Origin of the sequence: Microcoleus sp. A2-C3, assembly GCF_036706065.1 — a bacterium.
Taxonomy (GTDB): Bacteria; Cyanobacteriota; Cyanobacteriia; order Cyanobacteriales; family Microcoleaceae; genus Microcoleus.
In genome coordinates this window covers 34,703-54,856 of sequence record NZ_JAUBVX010000034.1, presented here as the reverse complement: position 1 = coordinate 54,856, position 20,154 = coordinate 34,703, and the positions used below count along the sequence as shown (strand labels likewise).

15 protein-coding genes are annotated in these 20,154 nt (G+C 44.1%); 7 read left to right on the top strand and 8 right to left on the bottom strand.

What is annotated here, in order from left to right; translation table 11 throughout:
- Positions 1-138: 138 nt before the first annotated feature.
- The 5 genes from QUB66_RS19085 (at position 139) to QUB66_RS19065 (ending at position 7,687) form a co-directional block, all read left to right on the top strand.
- Positions 139-3,006: an ATP-binding protein gene (locus QUB66_RS19085; protein ID WP_332969241.1), complete on the top strand. Its 2,868-nt coding sequence runs from the start codon at positions 139-141 to the stop codon at positions 3,004-3,006.
- On the top strand, positions 2,999-4,435 hold the full coding sequence (locus QUB66_RS19080; protein ID WP_265233651.1) for a hybrid sensor histidine kinase/response regulator: 1,437 nt from the start codon (positions 2,999-3,001) through the stop codon (positions 4,433-4,435). The genes QUB66_RS19085 and QUB66_RS19080 overlap by 8 nt, the downstream gene beginning before the upstream one ends.
- Positions 4,436-4,563: 128 nt before the next feature.
- Entirely contained in the window at positions 4,564-4,959 is a 396-nt protein-coding gene (locus QUB66_RS19075; RefSeq protein ID WP_265233650.1) for a response regulator, read from the top strand.
- Positions 4,956-7,565: a PAS domain S-box protein gene (locus tag QUB66_RS19070; RefSeq protein ID WP_332969239.1), complete on the top strand. Its 2,610-nt coding sequence runs from the start codon at positions 4,956-4,958 to the stop codon at positions 7,563-7,565. Before QUB66_RS19075 ends, QUB66_RS19070 begins: the two co-directional genes overlap by 4 nt.
- Positions 7,532-7,687 (top strand): hypothetical protein, encoded by a 156-nt coding sequence (locus QUB66_RS19065; RefSeq protein ID WP_332969237.1) that lies wholly within the window; start codon positions 7,532-7,534, stop codon positions 7,685-7,687. The genes QUB66_RS19070 and QUB66_RS19065 overlap by 34 nt, the downstream gene beginning before the upstream one ends.
- A 52-nt stretch (positions 7,688-7,739) precedes the next feature.
- On the opposite strand, the gene QUB66_RS19060 is transcribed toward QUB66_RS19065, so the two are convergent.
- The 6 genes from QUB66_RS19060 to tkt form a co-directional block, all read right to left on the bottom strand.
- Positions 7,740-8,828 (bottom strand): hybrid sensor histidine kinase/response regulator, encoded by a 1,089-nt coding sequence (locus QUB66_RS19060; protein WP_265233647.1) that lies wholly within the window; start codon positions 8,826-8,828, stop codon positions 7,740-7,742.
- A 125-nt stretch (positions 8,829-8,953) separates the two neighbouring features.
- Positions 8,954-10,456: a sensor histidine kinase gene (locus QUB66_RS19055; protein ID WP_332969235.1), complete on the bottom strand. Its 1,503-nt coding sequence runs from the start codon at positions 10,454-10,456 to the stop codon at positions 8,954-8,956.
- Positions 10,457-10,821: 365 nt separating this feature from the next.
- Complete coding sequence (locus QUB66_RS19050) at positions 10,822-11,271, bottom strand: response regulator (RefSeq protein ID WP_265233645.1); 450 nt, start codon at positions 11,269-11,271, stop codon at positions 10,822-10,824.
- A gap of 49 nt (positions 11,272-11,320) precedes the next feature.
- A complete protein-coding gene (locus tag QUB66_RS19045; protein WP_442923307.1) occupies positions 11,321-14,113 on the bottom strand; it encodes a PAS domain-containing sensor histidine kinase in 2,793 nt (930 codons plus the stop codon).
- Positions 14,114-14,256: 143 nt separating this feature from the next.
- On the bottom strand, positions 14,257-14,604 hold the full coding sequence (locus QUB66_RS19040) for a hypothetical protein (protein WP_332969233.1): 348 nt from the start codon (positions 14,602-14,604) through the stop codon (positions 14,257-14,259).
- A gap of 19 nt (positions 14,605-14,623) precedes the next feature.
- Entirely contained in the window at positions 14,624-16,642 is a 2,019-nt protein-coding gene (gene tkt, locus QUB66_RS19035) for a transketolase (RefSeq protein ID WP_332969232.1), read from the bottom strand.
- Between the two features lie 25 nt (positions 16,643-16,667).
- Here tkt and QUB66_RS19030 point away from each other — a divergent pair, with 25 nt between their 5' ends.
- A complete protein-coding gene (locus QUB66_RS19030) occupies positions 16,668-17,084 on the top strand; it encodes a hypothetical protein (protein ID WP_332969230.1) in 417 nt (138 codons plus the stop codon).
- A gap of 20 nt (positions 17,085-17,104) precedes the next feature.
- Positions 17,105-18,658: a lysine--tRNA ligase gene (lysS, locus tag QUB66_RS19025; protein ID WP_332969229.1), complete on the top strand. Its 1,554-nt coding sequence runs from the start codon at positions 17,105-17,107 to the stop codon at positions 18,656-18,658.
- A 113-nt stretch (positions 18,659-18,771) separates the two neighbouring features.
- Here lysS and QUB66_RS19020 read toward each other — a convergent pair whose 3' ends face one another.
- Both QUB66_RS19020 and QUB66_RS19015 read right to left on the bottom strand, forming a co-directional pair.
- Positions 18,772-19,371, bottom strand: coding sequence for a TerD family protein (locus QUB66_RS19020; protein WP_332969228.1), 600 nt, complete (start codon positions 19,369-19,371; stop codon positions 18,772-18,774).
- A gap of 207 nt (positions 19,372-19,578) precedes the next feature.
- On the bottom strand, positions 19,579-20,151 hold the full coding sequence (locus QUB66_RS19015) for a TerD family protein (RefSeq protein WP_332969227.1): 573 nt from the start codon (positions 20,149-20,151) through the stop codon (positions 19,579-19,581).
- Positions 20,152-20,154 lie beyond the last annotated feature (3 nt).

The following is a 20,154-nucleotide window of genomic DNA, read 5'->3' as shown; positions in this document are numbered from 1 at the left end:
CGATCGGCGTTAAGCATCTACAGTCGCTAAGTTGACCCGCATCAATGCCCTCTAGCTAGCCGGCTATAAATGCTGCTGCTGTTAAGACAAGCTCTGCAAAGACGGCTTTAAACTAAGTTCACTAAACCTGTAAATCTTATGGTCTCTAAAATTTTAGATAAATTACCGCTGCGAACAGTTCTCATAGTTCCATTTGTACTGCAAATCGTGGGAGCAGTGGGACTGGTAGGATATTTGTCTTTTAGAAACGGACAAAAAGCAGTTAATAACCTTGCCAGTCAGTTAATGAGCGAAGTAAGTTTGCGTGTCGAGCAAAACCTGCAACTTTACCTGAACACTCCCCATCAAATCAATCAAAGCAAGCTCGATACTGTCAAACTGGGCTTGTTAAAAATGGAAAATTTATCAGATTGGGAGAAATATCTTTGGCGACAAGTACAATTATATCCTTATATAAATTTTACGGCTGTTGGCAACAAGAAAGGAGATTATAGATCAGGAGAACAACTGTCTAACGGTTCCCGAACCATGAATGTGATAGAGAAATCTACCGGATTCAATTTTTATTCTTACCATACGAACGAGCGAGGCGATCGCACTACCGTAGCAACAGTTGTCAAGGCTGTTGACAATCGGCAACATCCTTCCTACAAAGCTGCCGTAAAAGCAGGCAAACCCACTTGGAGTTCGGCTTATGTTTCCTTCCTAGAACCGACATTAATTATCAGCGCTATCCAACCTGTATACAGCGACAAAAATCAGCTAAAAGGAGTATTAATTGCTGCCTTACGTCTCGACTATATTGGAAGATTTCTCAACAGTCTCAAAGTTGGCAAATCCGGTCAAACATTTATTATCGATCGCCAAGGCACTTTATTAGCAACTTCCACCCCCGAAAAACCGTTTCGCACTCGTGGCAATGAAAAACAATTATTTAAAGTCGAAGAAAGCAGCAACCCTTTTACTCAAGCAACAGGTAAATACTTGACTGCACATTTTAGGGAATTCAACAAACTTGAAAAAGCGGAGTTATTAAACTTTGAAATAGATGGCAAACGACAATTTTTAAAAGTCCTGCCGTTCCAAGATGGCAAAGGTTTAGACTGGCTAATTGTAGTAGTTGTTCCCGAAGCAGATTTTACCCAAGAAATCGATGGCAATACCCGCACGACGATTTGGCTGTGTTTCGCAGCTTTAGTAGTAGCTGTCTCTATTGGCATTCAAACTTCTCGCTGGGTAACAAATCCTATTTTGCGCTTAAATACAGCAGCAAAAAATATCGCTAAAGGTGAATGGGACACCACAGTAGAAAGTCAACGCTCCGACGAATTGGGGGAATTAGCCAAGTCATTTAACAGCATGGCTCAACAACTGCAACAATCTTTTGAAACTTTAGAACAGCGAGTGCGAGAGCGGACTGCCGAATTGGCTGTAGCTAAGGACAAAGCCGAAGTAGCAAATCAAGCTAAAAGTACGTTTCTAGCCAATATGAGTCACGAATTGCGATCGCCCCTGAATGCAATTCTCGGCTTTTCCCAACTGATGACTCGCAGCCAAACTCTATCCCCAGAACATCAAGAAAATATTAGCATAATTAACAGCAGCGGAGAACACCTGCTCACCCTGATTAATAACGTGCTCGATTTATCTAAAATTGAATCGGGGCGTACCACTCTCAATCCCAAAAAAATCGACCTCTATCGCCTGCTCAATGACTTAGACGATATGTTTCAACTTAAGGCAGATGACAAGCACTTGCAGTTAGTTTTTGACCACAGTCCAGACGTGCCACAATACATAGAAACTGACGAGTTGAAGTTACGACAAATATTGATTAATCTCCTCAATAATGCTCTTAAATTTACAAAAAATGGCGGTGTCATTGTCAGAGTCAGCAAGCAGTTAGACGGTCTAATTCAGCAAGAAGAATCAGCAAAAAAAAATACATCAAAAGACTATAAAAATACAGAAAAAATAGCAATTAATGGTGTTAAAACATCCCATTTAAGTCATTCAGAAAATGCGAGTTATGCAGCCCACAATGACCATTCAGCTTCTGCCTATTCCTTCTTCCTCCATTTTGAAGTCGAAGATACTGGGCCTGGTATTTCTGCCAATGAATTAGACAATCTTTTTGAAGCTTTCGTGCAAACCCAGACAGGCAAAGATTCGCAAGAAGGTACAGGTTTGGGATTGCCAATTAGCCGCAAGTTTGTGGAATTAATGGGGGGCGAAGTGAGCGTCAGTTCTGCTGTCGGTAAGGGGACTAATTTTAAATTTGACATTCAAGTTGTTGCAGTCGATGTGGCTGATATTGAAGTCCCAAAACTGATTCGCAATGTGATTGGCTTAGAACCAAATCAACACCCCTATCGAATTTTGATAGTAGACGATAAACCGCTCAACCGCCAACTGTTAATAAAACTTCTCAATCCTCTGGGCTTTGAACTGAAAGAAGCTACTAACGGTCAAGAAGCTATTGACATTTGGGACAGTTGGGCACCGCATTTAATTTGGATGGACATGAGAATGCCCGTGATGGACGGCTACGAAGCAACAAAACACATTAAAGGCACGATTAAAGGTCAAGCTACCGCGATTATTGCGCTGACTGCGAGCGTTTTGGAGGAAGAAAGAGCAGTTATTTTGTCGGCTGGTTGCGATGCTTTTATGCGGAAACCTTTCCGGGAAGCGGATATTTTCGATGCTATGCACAAACATATCGGAGTGCGCTATATTTATGAAGATCCGGGTCAAGCTAACTTATCGGTAATCAAAGAGCGCGATCGCGAAATGACTGCGACTGACTTCGTGAAATTGCCTGAGTCGCTGCTAGGGGAGTTAAAGCTGGCAATCCTAAATGCAGATATGGATTTGATTGAAAGTGCGATCGACCAAATTAGATTAAAGGATACAGTAACGGCTGCTGCGATCGCCAATTGTATAGAAAATTTCGAGTACGACAAAGTTTTAAAGTTAATCTCTCAAGCAACATCACATGAATAACGACATTCCTAGCACAGATCGCGGTAATATTTTAGTAGTTGACGACACCCCAGCTAATTTGCGACTGCTAGCCGGAATTTTGAATGGCAAGGGCTACAAAGTCCGCCCCGTACCTAGCGGCGAGTTAGCGCTTTCGGCAGCAAAAGGTATGCCGCCCGATTTAATTTTGCTGGATATTATGATGCCCGAAATGAATGGGTATGAAGTTTGCGAAAAAATCAAAGCTGATGAACGCACTCGCGACATTCCGGTGATTTTTATTAGCGCGATAAATGACGTACTAGATAAAGTCAAAGCCTTTGCTGTCGGCGGAGTAGATTATATTACCAAACCCTTTCAGGTGGAAGAGGTTCTAGTGAGGGTAGAAACGCATTTAGCCATGTGCCAATTGCAAAAAAAACTTAGACATAAAAACGATGAACTGACAGTCACTTTAGAGCAATTGCAAGCAACTCAGGAGCAATTAGTTCAATCAGAAAAAATGGCCGCCTTAGGGCAACTGATTGCAGGCATTGCTCACGAAATCAATACGCCACTGGGGGCGATTCGATCGTCTATTGGCAATATTACCAGCTTTTTGGATAACAATATCGAAAGTTTGCCAGTTTTTTTTAAAGAATTGTCAGCCGAACGCCAGAAGGATTTCTTGAGTTTAATGTACAGTTCCCGCCAACAAAATCACTCTTTATCTACGCGAGAAAAACGGGAATTTAAAAGAGGCGTGAAGCAGGAACTAGATTCGGCAGGGATTGATAATGCTGACAGCCTTGCTAGCATTTTAGTAAATATCGGATTGCAGGGAAACCTGCAAGAATTTTTGCCGTTGCTCAAAGACCCTGATAGCGAAAATATTATCAAAACCGCCTACGATTTTGCTAGCATTCAGAGAAGTGCCCGAACCATCGCTACCGCTACAGAACGCGCTGCAAAAGTCGTCTTTGCCCTGAAGAGTTATGCGCGTTACGATGTAAATGGCGAAAAAATAGAGGTGAATATTACTGAGGGAATTGAAACTGTATTAACTCTTTATCAGAACCAGCTAAAGCAGGGTGTGGAAATCGTCAGAAACTATCAAGATCCATTGCCTGCGGTACTGTGTTATCCCGACGAACTCAATCAAGTTTGGACAAATTTAATTCATAATGCCTTACAAGCGATGGACAATCAAGGAACTTTAACAATTGACGCCTTTCAGCAAGATACCAACGTTGTTGTAAAAATTACCGACACCGGCAATGGAATTTCACCGGAGATTTTGCCGAAAATTTTTGAACCATTTTTTACTACGAAACCAGCGGGAGAAGGCAGCGGATTAGGATTGGATATTGTCAAAAAAATAATTGGAAAACATCAGGGTAAAATTGATGTGGAGTCGGTGCTCGGTAATACTGCATTTACAGTGTCTTTGCCGATGAATTTAATTGAGTAGGTAAAGCGTCCCATACTTCAGTCTGGGGCTAAAAAATTGCAATCTACCTACGCAGAATGTAGAATTTGGAAAACGGTGTGCTTACCCATCGGGGTTCACCCTGCCAGACTAAAGGAGGAAAACTAGCGATGTCTAAACCAGCAATTTTGTGTGTTGATGATGAAGTAGCGGTGTTGGAAAGTCTGGAAATTGAACTGCAACAGGCATTTAACGGTAAATATCTTTGCGAATTTGCTGAAAGTGCTGCCGAAGCACTGGAGATTATTCAAGAGCTATGTGAAGATGAGATTAACATTCTAGTAATTGTCTCTGATTGGTTGATGCCCGGAATGAAAGGAGATGAGTTGCTGATTAAAATTCATCAAAAATATCCGCAAATTGTGACAGTGATGCTGACGGGCCAAGCAGATAAGGAAGCAATCGAACGCACAAAAGCTCACGCAAATCTTCATGCTTTTATACAAAAACCCTGGCAAAATCAAGAATTAATTGAAGCGATTAAGTCTGGTCTAGCAAAGTTATGAAAAAACCAGTTATTATTTGTGTCGATGATGAGCAGACTATACTCGATAGTCTGGAAATAGACCTGCTAAAAGCCTTTGAAGATAAATATTTAATTGAAACTGCCCAAAGCGGCGAAGAAGCTTTGGAGTTGCTGTCTGAACTTTTAGCAGAACAGTATGAAGTTCCTTTGGTTATTTCCGATCATATCATGCCGAATATGAAAGGAGACGAGCTATTGAGGAGCGTTCATGCTATCTCGCCGAACACTCTCAAGATCATGCTGACAGGGCAGGCTGATTTGGAGGCGGTAGCTAATGCTATAAACTATGCTAAATTGTACCGATATATACCTAAACCTTGGCAATCTGATGACTTAAAATTAACTGTTACTGAGGCAATATATAAATATTTTCAAGATAAACAATTAGCTGAAAAACAAGTAGAACTTCAGGAGATGAATCAGGAGTTGGCAAAATTAAGCCGCAAGCAGGCGATGCTGATTGCTAAACTCCACGAGAACGAAAGTCGGTTGACGCAATATCTGGAAGCTATGCCATTGGGTGTGTGCGTGCTGGATGCGAATGGTCAATCTTTTTACGCAAATCAGAAGGCGCGGGAGATATTTGGTAAAGGCACTGTGCCACATATTAATTCGGAGCAGAAAGCAGCAATTTATCAATTTTATAAAGCCGGAACTAATCAGAGATGTCCTGTGGAAGAGTTGCCAATTATGCAGGCGCTCCGGGGCGAAACAGTGCGGACTGAGGGTGTAGAAATTCGGACTGGGAATAAGGTTATTCCGGTGGAGAGTTGGGCGACTCCTATTTATGATTCTATCGGCGATATTTGCTACGGGATTATTGCTTTTACTGATATTACGGAACGCAAGCAAGCTGAAACCGCGCTGGTGCAAGCTGAAGAGAAGTATCGCCAGATATTTGAAAATGCTCTTGAAGGTATTTTTCAGACTGCACCTGATGGAAAGTTGCTCAGCGCTAATCCTGCTCTGGCTCAAATTTACGGCTATGATTCCCATGAAGAATTGATCGCAAGTGTTAATGATATTCAGCGGCAATTGTACGTGCAACCGCACCGCCGTCAAGAGTTTTTTGCGCTGATGGAACAGTACGGTACTGTGTCTGAGTTTGAGTCGGAAGTTTACCGCCGAGATGGTAGTATTATCTGGATTTCTGAGGACGCGCGCACTGTTTTTGATGCTAGTGGTGAACTGCTTTACTATCAGGGTTTTGCTGAGGATATTACTTTGCGAAGACTGGTTGATGTGGAACGGCTGAGGTTTACGAATGATTTGGAAAAAGCTTTGGTAGCTGAAGAAAAGTTAAATGAAGCGCTGTTAGAAAGCGAAAGTCGGCTGACTCAATTGCTGGAAGCTGTGCCTGTGGGTATATTTGTGGTAGATGGTATGGGGAAGCCTTGCTACATGAATTCTTGGGCTGATAAAATACTTGGCAAAGGCTTAGTTTCTGATGTTAATTCTACCAATTTGCCGGAAGTTTATCAAACTTACTACGCCGGAAGTAATGAGCTTTATCCGGGCGAAATGCAACCGATTAGGCGGGCGCTGCGGGGAGAAGTGGTACACGCTGATGATGCAGAAATTCACCGCCCGGAGAGGATTGTGCCGATCGAGGTTTGGGCGACTCCAATTTACGATGAACGGAAAAATATAGTTTATGCGATCGCAGCTTTTCAAGATATCACAGAGCGTCAAGAGGTAGAAACCGAGCGCCGCCAATTCACAGACGAGTTGGAAAAAGCTTTAGCAGCGGAAGAAAAATTAACAGATGCTTACGGGCGGTTTGTACCGCACCAATTTCTCCACTTTCTGGGATATGAAAGTATTCTGGATGTAAAACTAGGCGATCAGGTACAGAAAGAAATGTCGGTGCTGTTTTCAGATATTCGCGATTTTACGGCTCTTTCTGAACTGATGAATCCCGAAGAAAATTTTCAATTTATTAATGCTTATTTGTCGCGGATGGAACCCGCAATTACTGAAAATTTTGGGTTTATTGATAAATACATCGGCGATGCAATTATGGCGCTGTTTAATGGCAGTGCGGATGATGCTGTGAAAGCTGGAATTGCGATGCTAGAACAGCTTAATGATTATAATAGTAGTCGCAGTCAGCCCGATCGCCCACCGCTGCAAATTGGCATTGGGATCAATACAGGTTCTTTGATGTTAGGCACGGTTGGCGGCCAAAATCGGATGGATAGCACGGTGATTAGCGATGCAGTAAATTTAGCCTCTCGCGTGGAAAATTTGACAAAAGAGTATGGAGTTTCGATGTTAATTACTCACAATACTTTTATACAGTTGACCGATGTTTATGATTTTAGATTGATCGATCGCGTTACAGTGAAAGGCAAATCGCGCATGGTCACAATTTATGAAGTATTTGCAGCAGATCCGCCGGAGTTGCGACAGAAAAAGTTAGAGACAAAGACAATCTTTGAGCAAGGTTTGGTCTTCTACAATAGTGACAGGTTTGTCGAAGCTACAAGATTGTTTTCGGCGTGCCTGCAAGTCAATCCTAGGGATAAGGTAGCTCAAATTTATATGCAGCGATGTGTGAAACGGGCGATCGCTCCGGCACAATGAAGGAAGAAGGAAGAAGGAAGAAGGAAGAAGGAAGAAGGAAGAAGGAAGAAGGAAGAAGGAAGAAGGAAGAAGAAGGCTTTAGTTATCGTCGCGAGAGAAGGAAGAAGCAATCGATCGCATAGGGAAAGTGCAATGCCAGAAAGTCCTAAACATCGGGCGCAGTCGCTATATTATTTAGACTGGCAGGGAAACGCAAACTATTGTTTCTTGCTGCGGCAAACTTTCTATTTTAAATTTTCCTCCGTGCAATTCTGCTAGGCGTTGAACGATGGCTAAGCCCAATCCCAAACCTGCTTGTTGGTAAAGTTTGCGATCGAACTGCCTGTAAGCTTGTAGCTGTGCAATCTGATCGGCAGTCATCCCACGCCCTTGGTCTTTGACAGATAGAATAAAAGTCTGATCCTCTATAAAAGTGCTTAAAAAGACTGGCGTTCCTTCTAAAGAGAATTTGAAGGCATTGTCCAACAGTTCCTCAACAATTTTTGTGAGTCTGATAGAATCAATGGCAACGGACGAATCCTGCAAATTTAATTGTAAATCGTCTGTTCTATTCACCAGTTTTGCTTGCTGCCGCGCTTTTTGACTCAGCAAAGATTTTACGCAGCTAAATTCGCTGTTTCGCATCTCAAGAAGCAGTTCGGGATTTGTAGCTGCCATCTCCAATTCTGCATATAGCAAAAAGTTCTGAATCAGCCGATATAAACGATGACCTGAAGTATTAATTTGACCGATCATTTCTAAGATATCTGATTCCTCGAAAACCTGATATTCTGACATAATTAGCTCGGAAAAACCCAGAATAGCATTCAAAGGAGTCCGCAATTCGTGGGGGAGCGACATACTAATATTGGTGCGCAATTCGTCTAGGGTTTTTTGAGACTGTCTGCTAATTGTTTTGTGTTTCTCAAGTCGAATAGCAATTGCTTTTAGCAGTTCTTGCGGCGTACAGGGCTTAGTGATATAGTCGTCTGCGCCCAGTTCCATGCCCGTGCGAATGTCACTTTTATCGACTTTGGCTGTGAGAAAAATAAACGGAATTGTGGCAGTTAGTGGTTCGGATCGCAAAGCTTCGAGGACGCCGTGACCGTCAATTTCCGGCATCATCATGTCGCACAAAATTAAATCCGGGATTTGTGCGATCGCCAATTTGATGCCAATTTTACCATTGGTCGCTCCAATTCCTTGAAAATTCTCGGCTTCCAGCAACTCTAAAATATTTTCTCTAATTGATTCTTCGTCTTCAATTACCAAAATTTTAACCACGGTGATTGCTCCTTTTAGTTAGTAGTTTTTTGAAAAGATTTGCGTTTATACACTTGATAAACTTGTTTTTTTATGCACTTAAATTAGCGTTAAACTGCGGATATTTATAGTTGATAATTTAGTTGTTATTGGCTGGGAGCGCAAATTAAAGGCAAGGTAATCGTGAAAGTTGTGCCGTTTCCTTCTTGACTGTCGATCGCCAGTTGACCGCCGTGAAGTTCCACAGCCCTTTTGACAATTGCTAAACCGAGACCGGTACCGGAAATAGTGCCGACATTTGTAGCTCGGTAAAAAGTTTCTAAGATCCTCTCTAAATCGGCTTGGGGAATCCCAATACCCTGGTCTTGAACTTGCAAAATAGCTTCTCCGTTTTGACAGTTGAGCTGCAAGGAGACTGGACTGCCAGTGGGGGAATATTTGATGGCATTTGAGAGGACATTTCCCAACATTTGCCGCATCAGTTTTTCATCCATTTGAGCGTCGCAGTTGTCACTTTTAAGAATAAAGGCGATCGGATGTTGGTTGCTGTCGTTGAGCTGCTGTTCTTCTACCAGTTGACGGCAAAATTTTTCCAGGTTTAATGAGACGGGTTGAAACTGTAAGCTATTTGCTTCTATTTTGCCAATTACGAGGATATCTTCTAATAACTCTGTCATGCGTTTGATGGCTAATTGAATCCGCACAAAATGAGTAGATCTTTTTTCTTCTGGCCACTGAAAACTGTAATTTTGCAGTAATCCAGTTGAAAATTGGATGGTTGTCAAGGGTGTTCGGAACTCGTGGGAAACCATTGTCACAAATTTAGCTCGCAGTTCGGAAAGTTCCTTTTCTCGTGCGAGGGCTTTGAGAGTTTCGGATTCTGCACGTTTGCGATCGCTAATGTCGCGGGCTTCAGCAATCAGCAGCAAAACTTGTCCTGTCTCATTTTTAACAGGTTTCACTGAGAAATCAACTGTCACAATGTGGCCACTTTTTCCTAACAAGTCTATTTCGCGACGAAAAAACTCGCCCATACCAGCTTTGGCGATCCCTTCTTTTAATTGTTCTTTACCATTTGGTGACAGTTGCCAATTCGGCTGTTCCCAAATCAGGCGGCCGATAATATTTTGCGATCGCATTCCTGTAAACTCCAGGGCTGTCTCGTTCACTTCCAGCACGACTCCTTCGGGAGTGAGCAGCTTGGTTAGCTGAAACGAAGAGTCAAAAATCGCCCGAAAACGGCGCTCGCTTTCCCGCAGCATTTGAAATGTTTGCGATCGTTCGATCGCGTAGCGGATCGTCCGCACTAATAATTGAGTAGTAATTTGACCTTTAACAATGTAATCTTGGGCACCCAAGCGAACTGATTCAAGTGCGATCGCCTCATCATCCAAGCCGGTCATTACCACCATTGGCGTATCCGGGGCAACTTCTTGCAGGCGAGTTAGGGTTTCCAAACCGTGGCTGTCGGGCAAAGAAAGGTCTAGCAAGACTATATCAAAGGATTGTTTGCACAATTGGGCGATCGCCTCATGGAGGAACTCAACAGGCACGAGTTCCCACTGGACTGCGACAGATACTTCTAACAGTTCTGCAAGCAAATCAGCATCAGCCGGATTGTCTTCTACTAACAGAATTTTAATCCACATAGCTTTGACCTTTTTGACTATAAAATTTTTACTTTACCCATTTCAGCTTAAACTTTTTTGCTTGATCTTGCCATTTTTAACTTGAAAGTTATTATTTGGTAACAGTCAGTCGATTTTAGATTTTAGATTTTAGATTTTAGATTTACTCCACAGATAAAATCGAAAATGATATAAATTGGGGGATTGCATCCGTTTTTGATAACTTTCATTACCAAAAACAATTGGTTTAAAGCCGGAACCCTGATCGGGGAGAAATTAAAAGAAAACTATTCATTACTCCAATCCTCTTCCTTTTAGGTAGAGGTCGCACTCAAGCAGTCAACTGTCAACTGTCAACTGAATGAACGCCAGCCACAAATCATCAATTAATAATTTACTGGAAGTTTGACGACTGCGAGCCAGAATTCCTCAAGTAACCTGACTACTTTAGTAAATTGTACGAAGTCTACAGGCTTGGTTATGTAACAGTTGGCGTGGAGCGAGTAGGACTTAAAAATATCATCGGGAGCGGCTGAAGTGCTGAGAATCACTACAGGAATTAATTTTAACTTCGGGTCAGTTTTAATTTCTTCTAGCACTTCAATACCGCTTTTTTTCGGCAGATGCAAATCGAGCAAAATCAAATCGGGACGGGGTACGCCCAGATAGGGTGCTTTTTTGCGTAAAAACTTGATTGCTTCGACTCCATCCTCCACAAAATGCAAGTTATTCAATATTTTACCCTGACCGAGGACTTCTATGGCCAAATCGGCATCGCTTGGCGAATCCTCAATTAGCAGAATCTCAACTCGTCTAACAGTGCTTAGATCGCTCATAACCGGTTTATCCTTGTGATTATAAAAAAAATAAATGAAATTTAAGCCTTCAGATACTAATTATAGGAATAGTAAAGTAAAAAATCGCTCCTTTTTCTTCTTGAGATTCCACCCAGATGCGCCCGCCGTGGCGTTCCACAATGCGCTTGCACATCGCCAAACCTATGCCAGTACCGGAATATTCGCGGCGAGAGTGCAGGCGTTGAAAAATAATAAAAATGCGATCGGCATATTCCGGATCGATGCCAATGCCGTTATCGCGGACGCTCAACAGCCATTCGCCCTCTTGCCTCTGGGCAGCGATCTGAATCAACGGAATATCTTCGCGGCAAAATTTAATGCCGTTAGCGATCAAATTTTGGAATAATTGCACCAGTTGAGATTCATCTGCCATCACGGTTGGCATCGCGTCGCAGGTGATGACAGCTTTCTTTTCGGCGATCGCAATTTGCAAATTAGACAAACTTTGGTTGACAGCAGCGTTGCAATCGGCTAGCTCAAATTCTTTAGATCGGGTTCCCAGGCGCGAATAGGCCAACAAATCATTAATCAATTGTTGCATTCTGGTAGCGCCGTCAACAATATAATGAATATATTTATCTGCTTTAGCATCCAAATTTCCTTGATAGCGCTGGGCCAGCAATTGAGCGTAACTGGTAACGGCTCGGAGCGGTTCTTGCAAATCGTGGGAAGCTACATAAGCAAATTGTTCTAATTCCTCGTTGGAACGCTTCAAATCTTCTGTAAGTTGCAGCATTTGCTGCTCTGCTGCTTTGCGGTGTGTAATGTTGTAAACCAAGGCGCAACAAGACAGCAGATTCCCCTGGGAGTCCATGACTGGACTGGTAGACATATCCGTCCAAATATCTTTGCCATCCTTGCTCTTGAATTTAAATTCGTGTTGTTCACCAATACCTTGCTTGCGGCGCTCGACATGATCAAGAGCTTGTTGTTTTTCCTGTTCGTCCATGAAATCCAAAAGCGGCCGACCAAACATTTCTAATTCACTATAGCCGAGCATTCGCGCCATTGCGTGGTTCACGTAAGTCGTGAGGGCATTACCGTCAATTACCCAAATACCTTCTTCTGCTAATTCAACTATTTGCCTGTATTTGAATTCACTTTCCTGCAAAGCTGTTTCAGTTAGTTTGCGCTCGGTGATATCTTTCATAAAACAGTGGTTGCCGTTAAATATCCCTTGGGCGTCCCAAGCTTTTACCATTGTTACTTGCTTGTAAAAAAACGAGCCATTTTTCCGGACGCCTCTAGCTTCAACTTCTACTTTGCCAGAAGTTAGCATTTCCTGATAAGCACAGAGCAGCATCTCAACATCACCCGGATGTACCGTGAGCTGCCATTCCATGCCGATCATTTCTTCTGGTTTGTAACCGCATCTATGAGCGTAAGCTCGGTTAACATTCACGTAGCGTCCCTCAATGTCCACCCGCGAAATGCCTTCCACCGCATTTTGCATGGCAGCGGTGAGATCGCGCAGCTCTTTTTCGGCTTGTTTGCGATCGCTAATATCCTGACCGATCGCCAAAAAACCAGTGATATTTCCTTCAGGATCAATTAAGGCTGTCACCGACAATTGCACCGGAAATCGCGAACCATCTTTGCGAATGTAAGTCCATTCATTTTGGTCAGCTATTCCCCGGCGCGGCAAGGCAACAAAAACTTCCATTCCCGGCTCTATTTTTACTCCCAATTGTTGAGAAAGAACTTCAGCTCTTTTATCTACCTCTAGAGGATCGTGAATTATTGCTGGCGTGACTTTCCCCACCACTTCTTCGGGGGAATAACCTAAAAGTTGCTGTGCTGCCCGATTAAATGTTTTAATTGTACCGTCGGGATCTGTAGAAATAATTGTGTAGTGAGTGCTGTTAAGAATTGCATTTTGCAGTTGCGTCAATTCCAACAGAGTTATCGCAATTCTTTCTCGGTAGGCTATTTCTTCGGGCAAATTGTGGTGAGAAATTTCCATTTTAGCAATGCGCTCAGCAACTCGATGCTCCAGAGTTTCATGGAGCAGTCTATTTTCCTCTTCTACCTGCTTGCGTTCTGTAATATCAGTAATAGTACCAACATAATTAACCTCCCCATTTTCTCCAATTTTACCGACAGCTTGACCGAGTACCCAACTAATTTTAGTGCGATCGATGCCTTGAAAGCGGTACTCAGATGTAAATGGCAATTTCTGCTGCGCGGCGCTATACCATTCGGCACAAACCCGCTGGCGGTCGTCTGAATGAATGCCTTGCAACCACCCTTTGCCCAAAGCTTCATCACAGGTCATTCCCGAAATTTGACACCAGCGTTCGTTGACATACAAGCAGTCTCCTAAAGCGTCTGTATAAAATATTCCCATCGGCGAAGCTTCAGTTAAAGTGTGATAGCGAGCTTCTGTTTTTCGGCGTTCGATGATTTCTTGTTGCAGGATGCGATCGATCATCCCTAATTGAGTTGGACTGATGAGAGTTAATGCTTGGGGAACTAAAGGAATTAATGCAAAAGCGGTGTAAGCAGAAATTGCGGCGGTAATGATTTTCAGACTGCCAGAAACCCAATAAACAGGATGCCAAAGCGTCCAAACTTCCATTATATGAGTAGTGCCGCAGGAGATAATAAAAGCTGCGAACAGCCAAAAGATGTTGCGAAAGGGCAAGTCTTTTCCCTGAGTGATAAAATAAATTAGCGATAGCGGTATTGAATAGTAGGCCAGGGCAATTATAGAGTCTGACACTATATGGAGCGCGACTAGCTCTCGCTGCCAAAGGTAACAGTGCCCGTGAGGGATATAATTCCCCGTGAATAACAGGTTATTTAACAAATTCCAAATCATAAATGGAATGGGGAATGGGGAATGGGGAATGGGGAATTGGGAATTTAACCCAATAACTTATAACTTATCTCAAATCTCTGAAATATACAGAAGACCGGGCGAATGGAATTCGCGGCGACACAAACGAAACCTGCCTCCGCAGGTTAAAGATGCGCCCGTGGTTGAGATTCCCGGCGAATGGAATTCGCGTCTACACAAACGAAACCTGCCTCCGCAGGTTGCAGAAATATAAAGAAGACCGGGCGAATGGAATTCGCGGCGACACAAACGAAACCCGCCTCCGCGGGTTGAAGATGCGCCCGTGGTTGAGATTCCCGGCGAATGGAATTCGCGTCTACACAAACGAAACCTGCCTCCGCAGGTTGAAGTCTTATCTTCTTCCTTCTTCCTTCTTCCTTCTTCCTTCTTCCTTCTTCCTTCTTCCTTCTTCCTTCTTCCTTCTTCCTTCTCCTATAAAAAATGGGGCGAGCCCAAAGCCCGCCCCACCACAAATTATGCTGTTGCTATTGATTAACCCAACAGCGCCTTAGCCTTAGCTAACACATTGTCAACGGTGTAGCCAAACTTTTCTAGAACAACTGGGCCCGGTGCAGAAGCGCCGAATGTGTCGATGCTGATGCTGTCGCCTTCGGAACCCAAATAACGTCCCCAGCCGAAGCTAGAAGCTGCTTCAACTGCTAACCGCTTGGTAACAGCTTTTGGCAGTACAGATTCGCGGTAAGCGGCATCTTGCAAGTCGAACAATTCCCAGCAAGGCATCGAAACGACGCGGACTTTTTTACCTGCGGCGCGCAATTTTACAGCGGCATCAACGCAGAGGTATGTTTCGCCACCGGTGCCGATCAAAATGATGTCGGGAGTGCCGCCGTCGTCGGACAAAGTGTAAGCGCCTTTGGCTGTTCCTTCGATCGAGCTTCCGGCCAAATTCGGCAAGTTTTGACGAGACAAAGCCATTAAAGTGGGGCGTTTGGGGCTTTCAATCGCCACTTTGTAAGCGCCGGATGTTTCGTTTCCATCCGCAGGGCGCATCACCAACAAATTGGGGATAGCGCGCAGGGAAGCGATGGTTTCGACTGGTTGGTGAGTGGGGCCATCTTCGCCCAGGGCTACGGAGTCGTGAGTCATGACATAGATGACTCCGGCTTCCGAGAGTGCGGAGAGGCGAATTGCACCGCGCATATAGTCGGCAAATACCAAGAATGTGGCGCAGTAAGGAATCAAACCGCCGTGGAGTAGCAAACCATTGGCGATCGCGCCCATAGCGTGTTCCCGCACGCCAAAGCGCAGGTTGCGTCCTTCGTATTGACCTTTTTGGAAATCTTTTTCACCCTTAAGCAAGGTCATGTTAGAAGATGCCAAGTCAGCGGAACCACCGATTAATTCAGGTAGGACAGCAGCCAAAGCATTCAAACATTTTCCAGAATGATTCCGAGTCGAATCAGCCTTATCTTCTACCTTGTAAGTCGGGAGAACTTTATCCCAACCTTCGGGAAGTTTGCCAGCAACCGTGCGCTCATATTCTGCTGCTTCTGCGGGATATTTTGCTTTATAATCAGCAAAAGTTTTATTCCATTCTTGCTCGGATGCAGCACCGCGATCGACTGCTTTGCGGAAGTGTGACAAAGCATCATTAGGAATCTCAAACGGTGCGTATTCCCACTTCAAGAAATCGCGAGTTGCTTGGACTTCATCGCTACCCAAAGCAGCACCGTGAGCGCTGTAGGAATTCCGCTTGTTAGGAGAACCGTAACCAATGATGGTGCGGACTTTAATCATGGACGGTTTGTCCGTGACTTTTTTCGCTTCTGCAATAGCTTTGTCAACTGCTGCTAGATTAGTATCGTGGTCTAGAGCAGTATTATCTACTGTAATGACGTGCCAGTTGTAAGCTTCAAAACGCTTGCCGACATCTTCAGTAAAGGCCAAGTTAGTGTCGCCTTCAATGGAAATGTGATTGTCATCGTAGAGGGCAATTAATTTGCCGAGTCCGAGGTGTCCAGCCAAAGAACAAGCTTCGCCAGAAATGCCTTCCATGTGGCAGCCGTCACCCATGATGACATAGGTGTAGTGGTCAACAATCGTGTGGTCGGGCTTGTTAAATTTGGCAGCGAGGTGAGCTTCTGCCATTGCCAAACCGACGGCGTTAGCAATGCCTTGTCCCAGGGGGCCTGTGGTAACTTCTATGCCTTCGGTAACAAAGTTTTCGGGGTGTCCGGGGGTTTTGGATTCCCACTGACGAAATTGCTTGATGTCGTCGAGGCTGACGCTATCGTAGCCTGCCAAGTACATGAGGGCGTACTGTAGCATACAGCCGTGGCCGGCGGAGAGGACGAAGCGATCGCGATTGAACCACTTGGGGTTTTTGGGGTTGAACCGCATGAAGCGATCCCACAGCACGAAGGCCATAGGGGCAGCGCCCATCGGCAGTCCCGGATGTCCTGATTTTGCTTTTTCTACCGCATCGATGGCGAGAAAGCGGATAGAGTTGATGCAGAGTTCTTCAGTCTGTGATTGAGTTGCAACAGCCATAATTCTGGTTTTTATATCTAAGAGTGTGTGTGGTCGATTCTGGCAGAGGTGCGATGAGTCGAGTTCGATCGCCCGCGTCTCTGCTGTTCAGTTTCTGTGGAACTGCCGTGAGGCTGCACTACATATCATCTCACCTGTTGCGATCGACAGACAACTTAATTTTTTAATGTTTCGCCCGCTTTATGCTGTCGATAACAATTTGCGATCGCAAATATTTCAGCAGCCAGGGTACAGAAAGCAGCGTGTATCTGAATTATTTAGCAAATTGGCTCCGTCAGGCAGCTCAGTTATGATAGAGTTTGGTGTTTCTGACATCTTGCACCTGTTGCGATCGAGCTTTCGGGCGTCCGCTGTCGGCCTACCCACAAAAGAATTGAGTTGTGGAACAGACCAGAAAGCCTGTGAATGTGACAATGCAGTGCAAGATCTAAGATATTGGTAATTTTAATCAGGCAATAACTAATGACTCTGAGTGAAGCCGAAGTCCGCAGTCAAAAAGTAGACGAACTGCGATCGCAAGGCATAGAACCGTATCCCAGTCAATCCTACGCGCGATCGCACACAGCCCAACAAGTGCGCGAAATATTTAGTCAGCCGGGAAAAGAACTCGAAAACGGACAAAGTGACCCCGAAGAAATCCCCCTGCGATTAGCCGGCCGGATTATTTCCAAACGAGACAGCGGCAAAATTGGCTTCATAGATTTAAAAGACGCCACAGACAAAATTCAACTCAAAATCGAAAAAGCCATCGTCACCGGCGAAGTCGGTTTGAGCTTTGAACAAATTAAAAAATTGCTTGATGTCGGCGATTTTGTCGGCGTAGAAGGCATCGGCTGCCGCACCCCCAGGGGAGAACTTTCTATTTTAGTGCGGGAATTCACGCTTTTATCAAAAGCTACGATCCAATTTCCCGATGCTTATTACGGAGTTAATGACCCCGAAGTTTGCCGTCGCCACCGCGAAATGGACTTAGCTAGCAACCAAGAAGCCCTCAACCGTTTCATGCTACGCAGCCGCATCGTCCAAAGCATCCGTTCCTATCTTTGGAATGCGAGTTTTTATGAAATAGAAACACCGACATTGCAAGCTATTTACGGCGGTGCCGCAGCTAAACCATTCATCACGCATCACAATGCTTTAGAAGTAGATTTGTATTTGCGCGTTGCTCCAGAATTGTTCTTAAAAAGAGCAATTTGTGGCGGTTTCGAGCGAGTATTTGAACTAGGAAAAGCCTTTAGAAATGAGGGTATTGATAGCACCCACAATCCCGAATTCACATCCTTAGAAGTTTACCAAGCTTACGCAGATGTATTCGACATTTTAGGAGTTGTCGAAGACGTGATGTGTTTCGCAGCAGCAGCGGTATTTGGCGATGTCAAGGAAATTGAAAATCAGGGAGAAACGATTAGTTTAGAACGCAAATACGACTACAGCGAAAAATATCCCGGTTTTAGCGGCAAACACTGGCAAGTGAAAACGATGGTGGAAGCCGTCAGAGACGAGTTTGGGCTGGATTTTGACAGTTTGGATCTCGAAAGTGCGATCGCCTCCGTAACCAAGCTAGAACTACACCTTTCCAAGTTAGAACAACAGAGTTTAGGCTATGTGCTCTACGCAGTTTTCGACAAATTAGTTGTCCCCAAACTAATTCAACCGACATTCATCATCGACTATCCAGTCGAAGTCAGTCCCCTAGCCAAAGGACACCGCAGCAAACCCGGATTTGTCGAGCGTTTCGAGCTATTTATTAACGGTACAGAATACTCCAACGGATTCTCAGAATTGAACGATCCGAAAGAGCAAAGAAAGCGGTTTGAAGAGCAATTAGCACAGAAGAATGCAGGAGATGACGAAGCGCATCCAATGGATGAAGATTTCATCCAAGCGCTATCTTTGGGAATGCCGAATTGTGCAGGAATGGGCATCGGTGTAGACAGATTGGTGATGCTTTTAACTAACACTCAAAGCATCCGAGATGCCGTGATGTTCCCGACAATGCGGCCAGTCAAAGATTGATTCAATTTGCTTTTTTAACCGCAGATATTTGCGGATGAACACAGATGAACGCAGATAGAATTTCATCTGCGTTCATCTGCGTTCATCTGCGGTTAAAAAAATCTTCTTTCCTATCACCGCATAAACGAACCGACAACACCGTTAAAATCTTCAGTCAAAGGATTTCCCAAAGCCTTAAATTTCCATTCGCTACCTTCTCGATAAACTTCTCCCATCAACATATTTAATTTGCCTTCATAGGAAGAGTCATTTGACAAGCGATAGCGAGCAATTTCTTTCCCGGCGGCATCTACAGCCCTCACGTAAGCATTTTCTACCAGGCCAAAATGCTGTTTTCTTTCTTTGCCATTGTAAATATTTACGCCCAAGATAATTTTGTGATATTGTGCTGGCAAAGAGTTCAGTTTCACAAATATTTGTTCGTCATCGCCCTCTCCCTCCCCGGTGAGATTGTCGCCGGAGTGCACAACTGTTTTGTCCTTGGATTCTAAATGAGAGTAATAAATTACATCTTCTTTGTATTGTTTTAATTTGCCATTGTCCCCCAGCAGCAAAGCGTAGGAATCTAGGTCAAAATTTGCACCGCTACTTCTGCCGAAAAGACCTTTTTTAACTTGTGCAACATCCCAGCCCAAAGCCATTGTCACTCTGGATAAGTCGTATTCACTTTTGCTGAGTACGATTGATTGTCCTTTTGTCAAGTTGATAGCCATAGTTTTTTGATTTGGTAAGGTTTATCGTGCAATATGGGATTAATAAAAAGACCGGGCCGTTTCAACAGTACGTCCGGTTTATTCCCCGGATATCCCCCTAAATCCCCCTTAAAAAGGGGGACTTTGAGAACTCTCTTGTCCCCCCCTTTTTAAGGTAGGCTAGGGGGGATCGACTTTATCTCAACCGTATTGTTTTATATCGACCTTTTATCCGGCATACTTGTCTACAAAGCTTTGCAAGCCTGAATTGTAGCCTTGTCCGACTGCTTGGAACCTCCACTCACCGTCTTTCTTGTAAAGTTTGCCAAATTCGATCGCAGTTTCCCGAGAAAAATCCTCATCCAAATCGTACTTCAGGACTTCTTTGCTAGTAGTGGTGTCGTAAATCCTGATAAAAGCATTTTTCACTTGACCGAAGTTTTGCCTTCTGGATTCGGCTTCGTGGATGGTGACAACAAACACAATTTCTTCTACCGCAGGATCGACTTTGGTTAAATCGACTGTAACGGTTTCATCATCGCCAAATCCTTCTCCGGTTGTGCTATCTCCCAGATGTATTACAGCAGTATCGGGCGACTCTTTGTTGTTGTAGAAAACCAAGTATTTTTCGCTGGAAATTTTCCCAGTAGCCCCCAACATAAACACGGAAGCATCTAAGTCAAAGGCCCCGCCGGTGTCTGTAGCATTGGTATCCCATCCCAAACCGATCCCGGCATTTTTCAGCCCTGGTGCTTCTTTAGATAGATTGATTCTCCCGCCTTTTTCCAAGTTGATAGACATTCG

Coding starts and splice junctions, on each gene's coding strand:
- QUB66_RS19085 (WP_332969241.1), top strand. CDS start 139: ATGGTCTCTAAAATTTTAGATAAATTACCGCTGCGAACAGTTCTCATA.
- QUB66_RS19080 (WP_265233651.1), top strand. CDS start 2,999: ATGAATAACGACATTCCTAGCACAGATCGCGGTAATATTTTAGTAGTT.
- QUB66_RS19075 (WP_265233650.1), top strand. CDS start 4,564: ATGTCTAAACCAGCAATTTTGTGTGTTGATGATGAAGTAGCGGTGTTG.
- QUB66_RS19070 (WP_332969239.1), top strand. CDS start 4,956: ATGAAAAAACCAGTTATTATTTGTGTCGATGATGAGCAGACTATACTC.
- QUB66_RS19065 (WP_332969237.1), top strand. CDS start 7,532: ATGTGTGAAACGGGCGATCGCTCCGGCACAATGAAGGAAGAAGGAAGA.
- QUB66_RS19055 (WP_332969235.1), bottom strand. CDS start 10,456: ATGTGGATTAAAATTCTGTTAGTAGAAGACAATCCGGCTGATGCTGAT.
- QUB66_RS19050 (WP_265233645.1), bottom strand. CDS start 11,271: ATGAGCGATCTAAGCACTGTTAGACGAGTTGAGATTCTGCTAATTGAG.
- QUB66_RS19045 (WP_442923307.1), bottom strand. CDS start 14,113: ATGATTTGGAATTTGTTAAATAACCTGTTATTCACGGGGAATTATATC.
- tkt (WP_332969232.1), bottom strand. CDS start 16,642: ATGGCTGTTGCAACTCAATCACAGACTGAAGAACTCTGCATCAACTCT.
- lysS (WP_332969229.1), top strand. CDS start 17,105: ATGACTCTGAGTGAAGCCGAAGTCCGCAGTCAAAAAGTAGACGAACTG.
- QUB66_RS19020 (WP_332969228.1), bottom strand. CDS start 19,371: ATGGCTATCAACTTGACAAAAGGACAATCAATCGTACTCAGCAAAAGT.
- QUB66_RS19015 (WP_332969227.1), bottom strand. CDS start 20,151: ATGTCTATCAACTTGGAAAAAGGCGGGAGAATCAATCTATCTAAAGAA.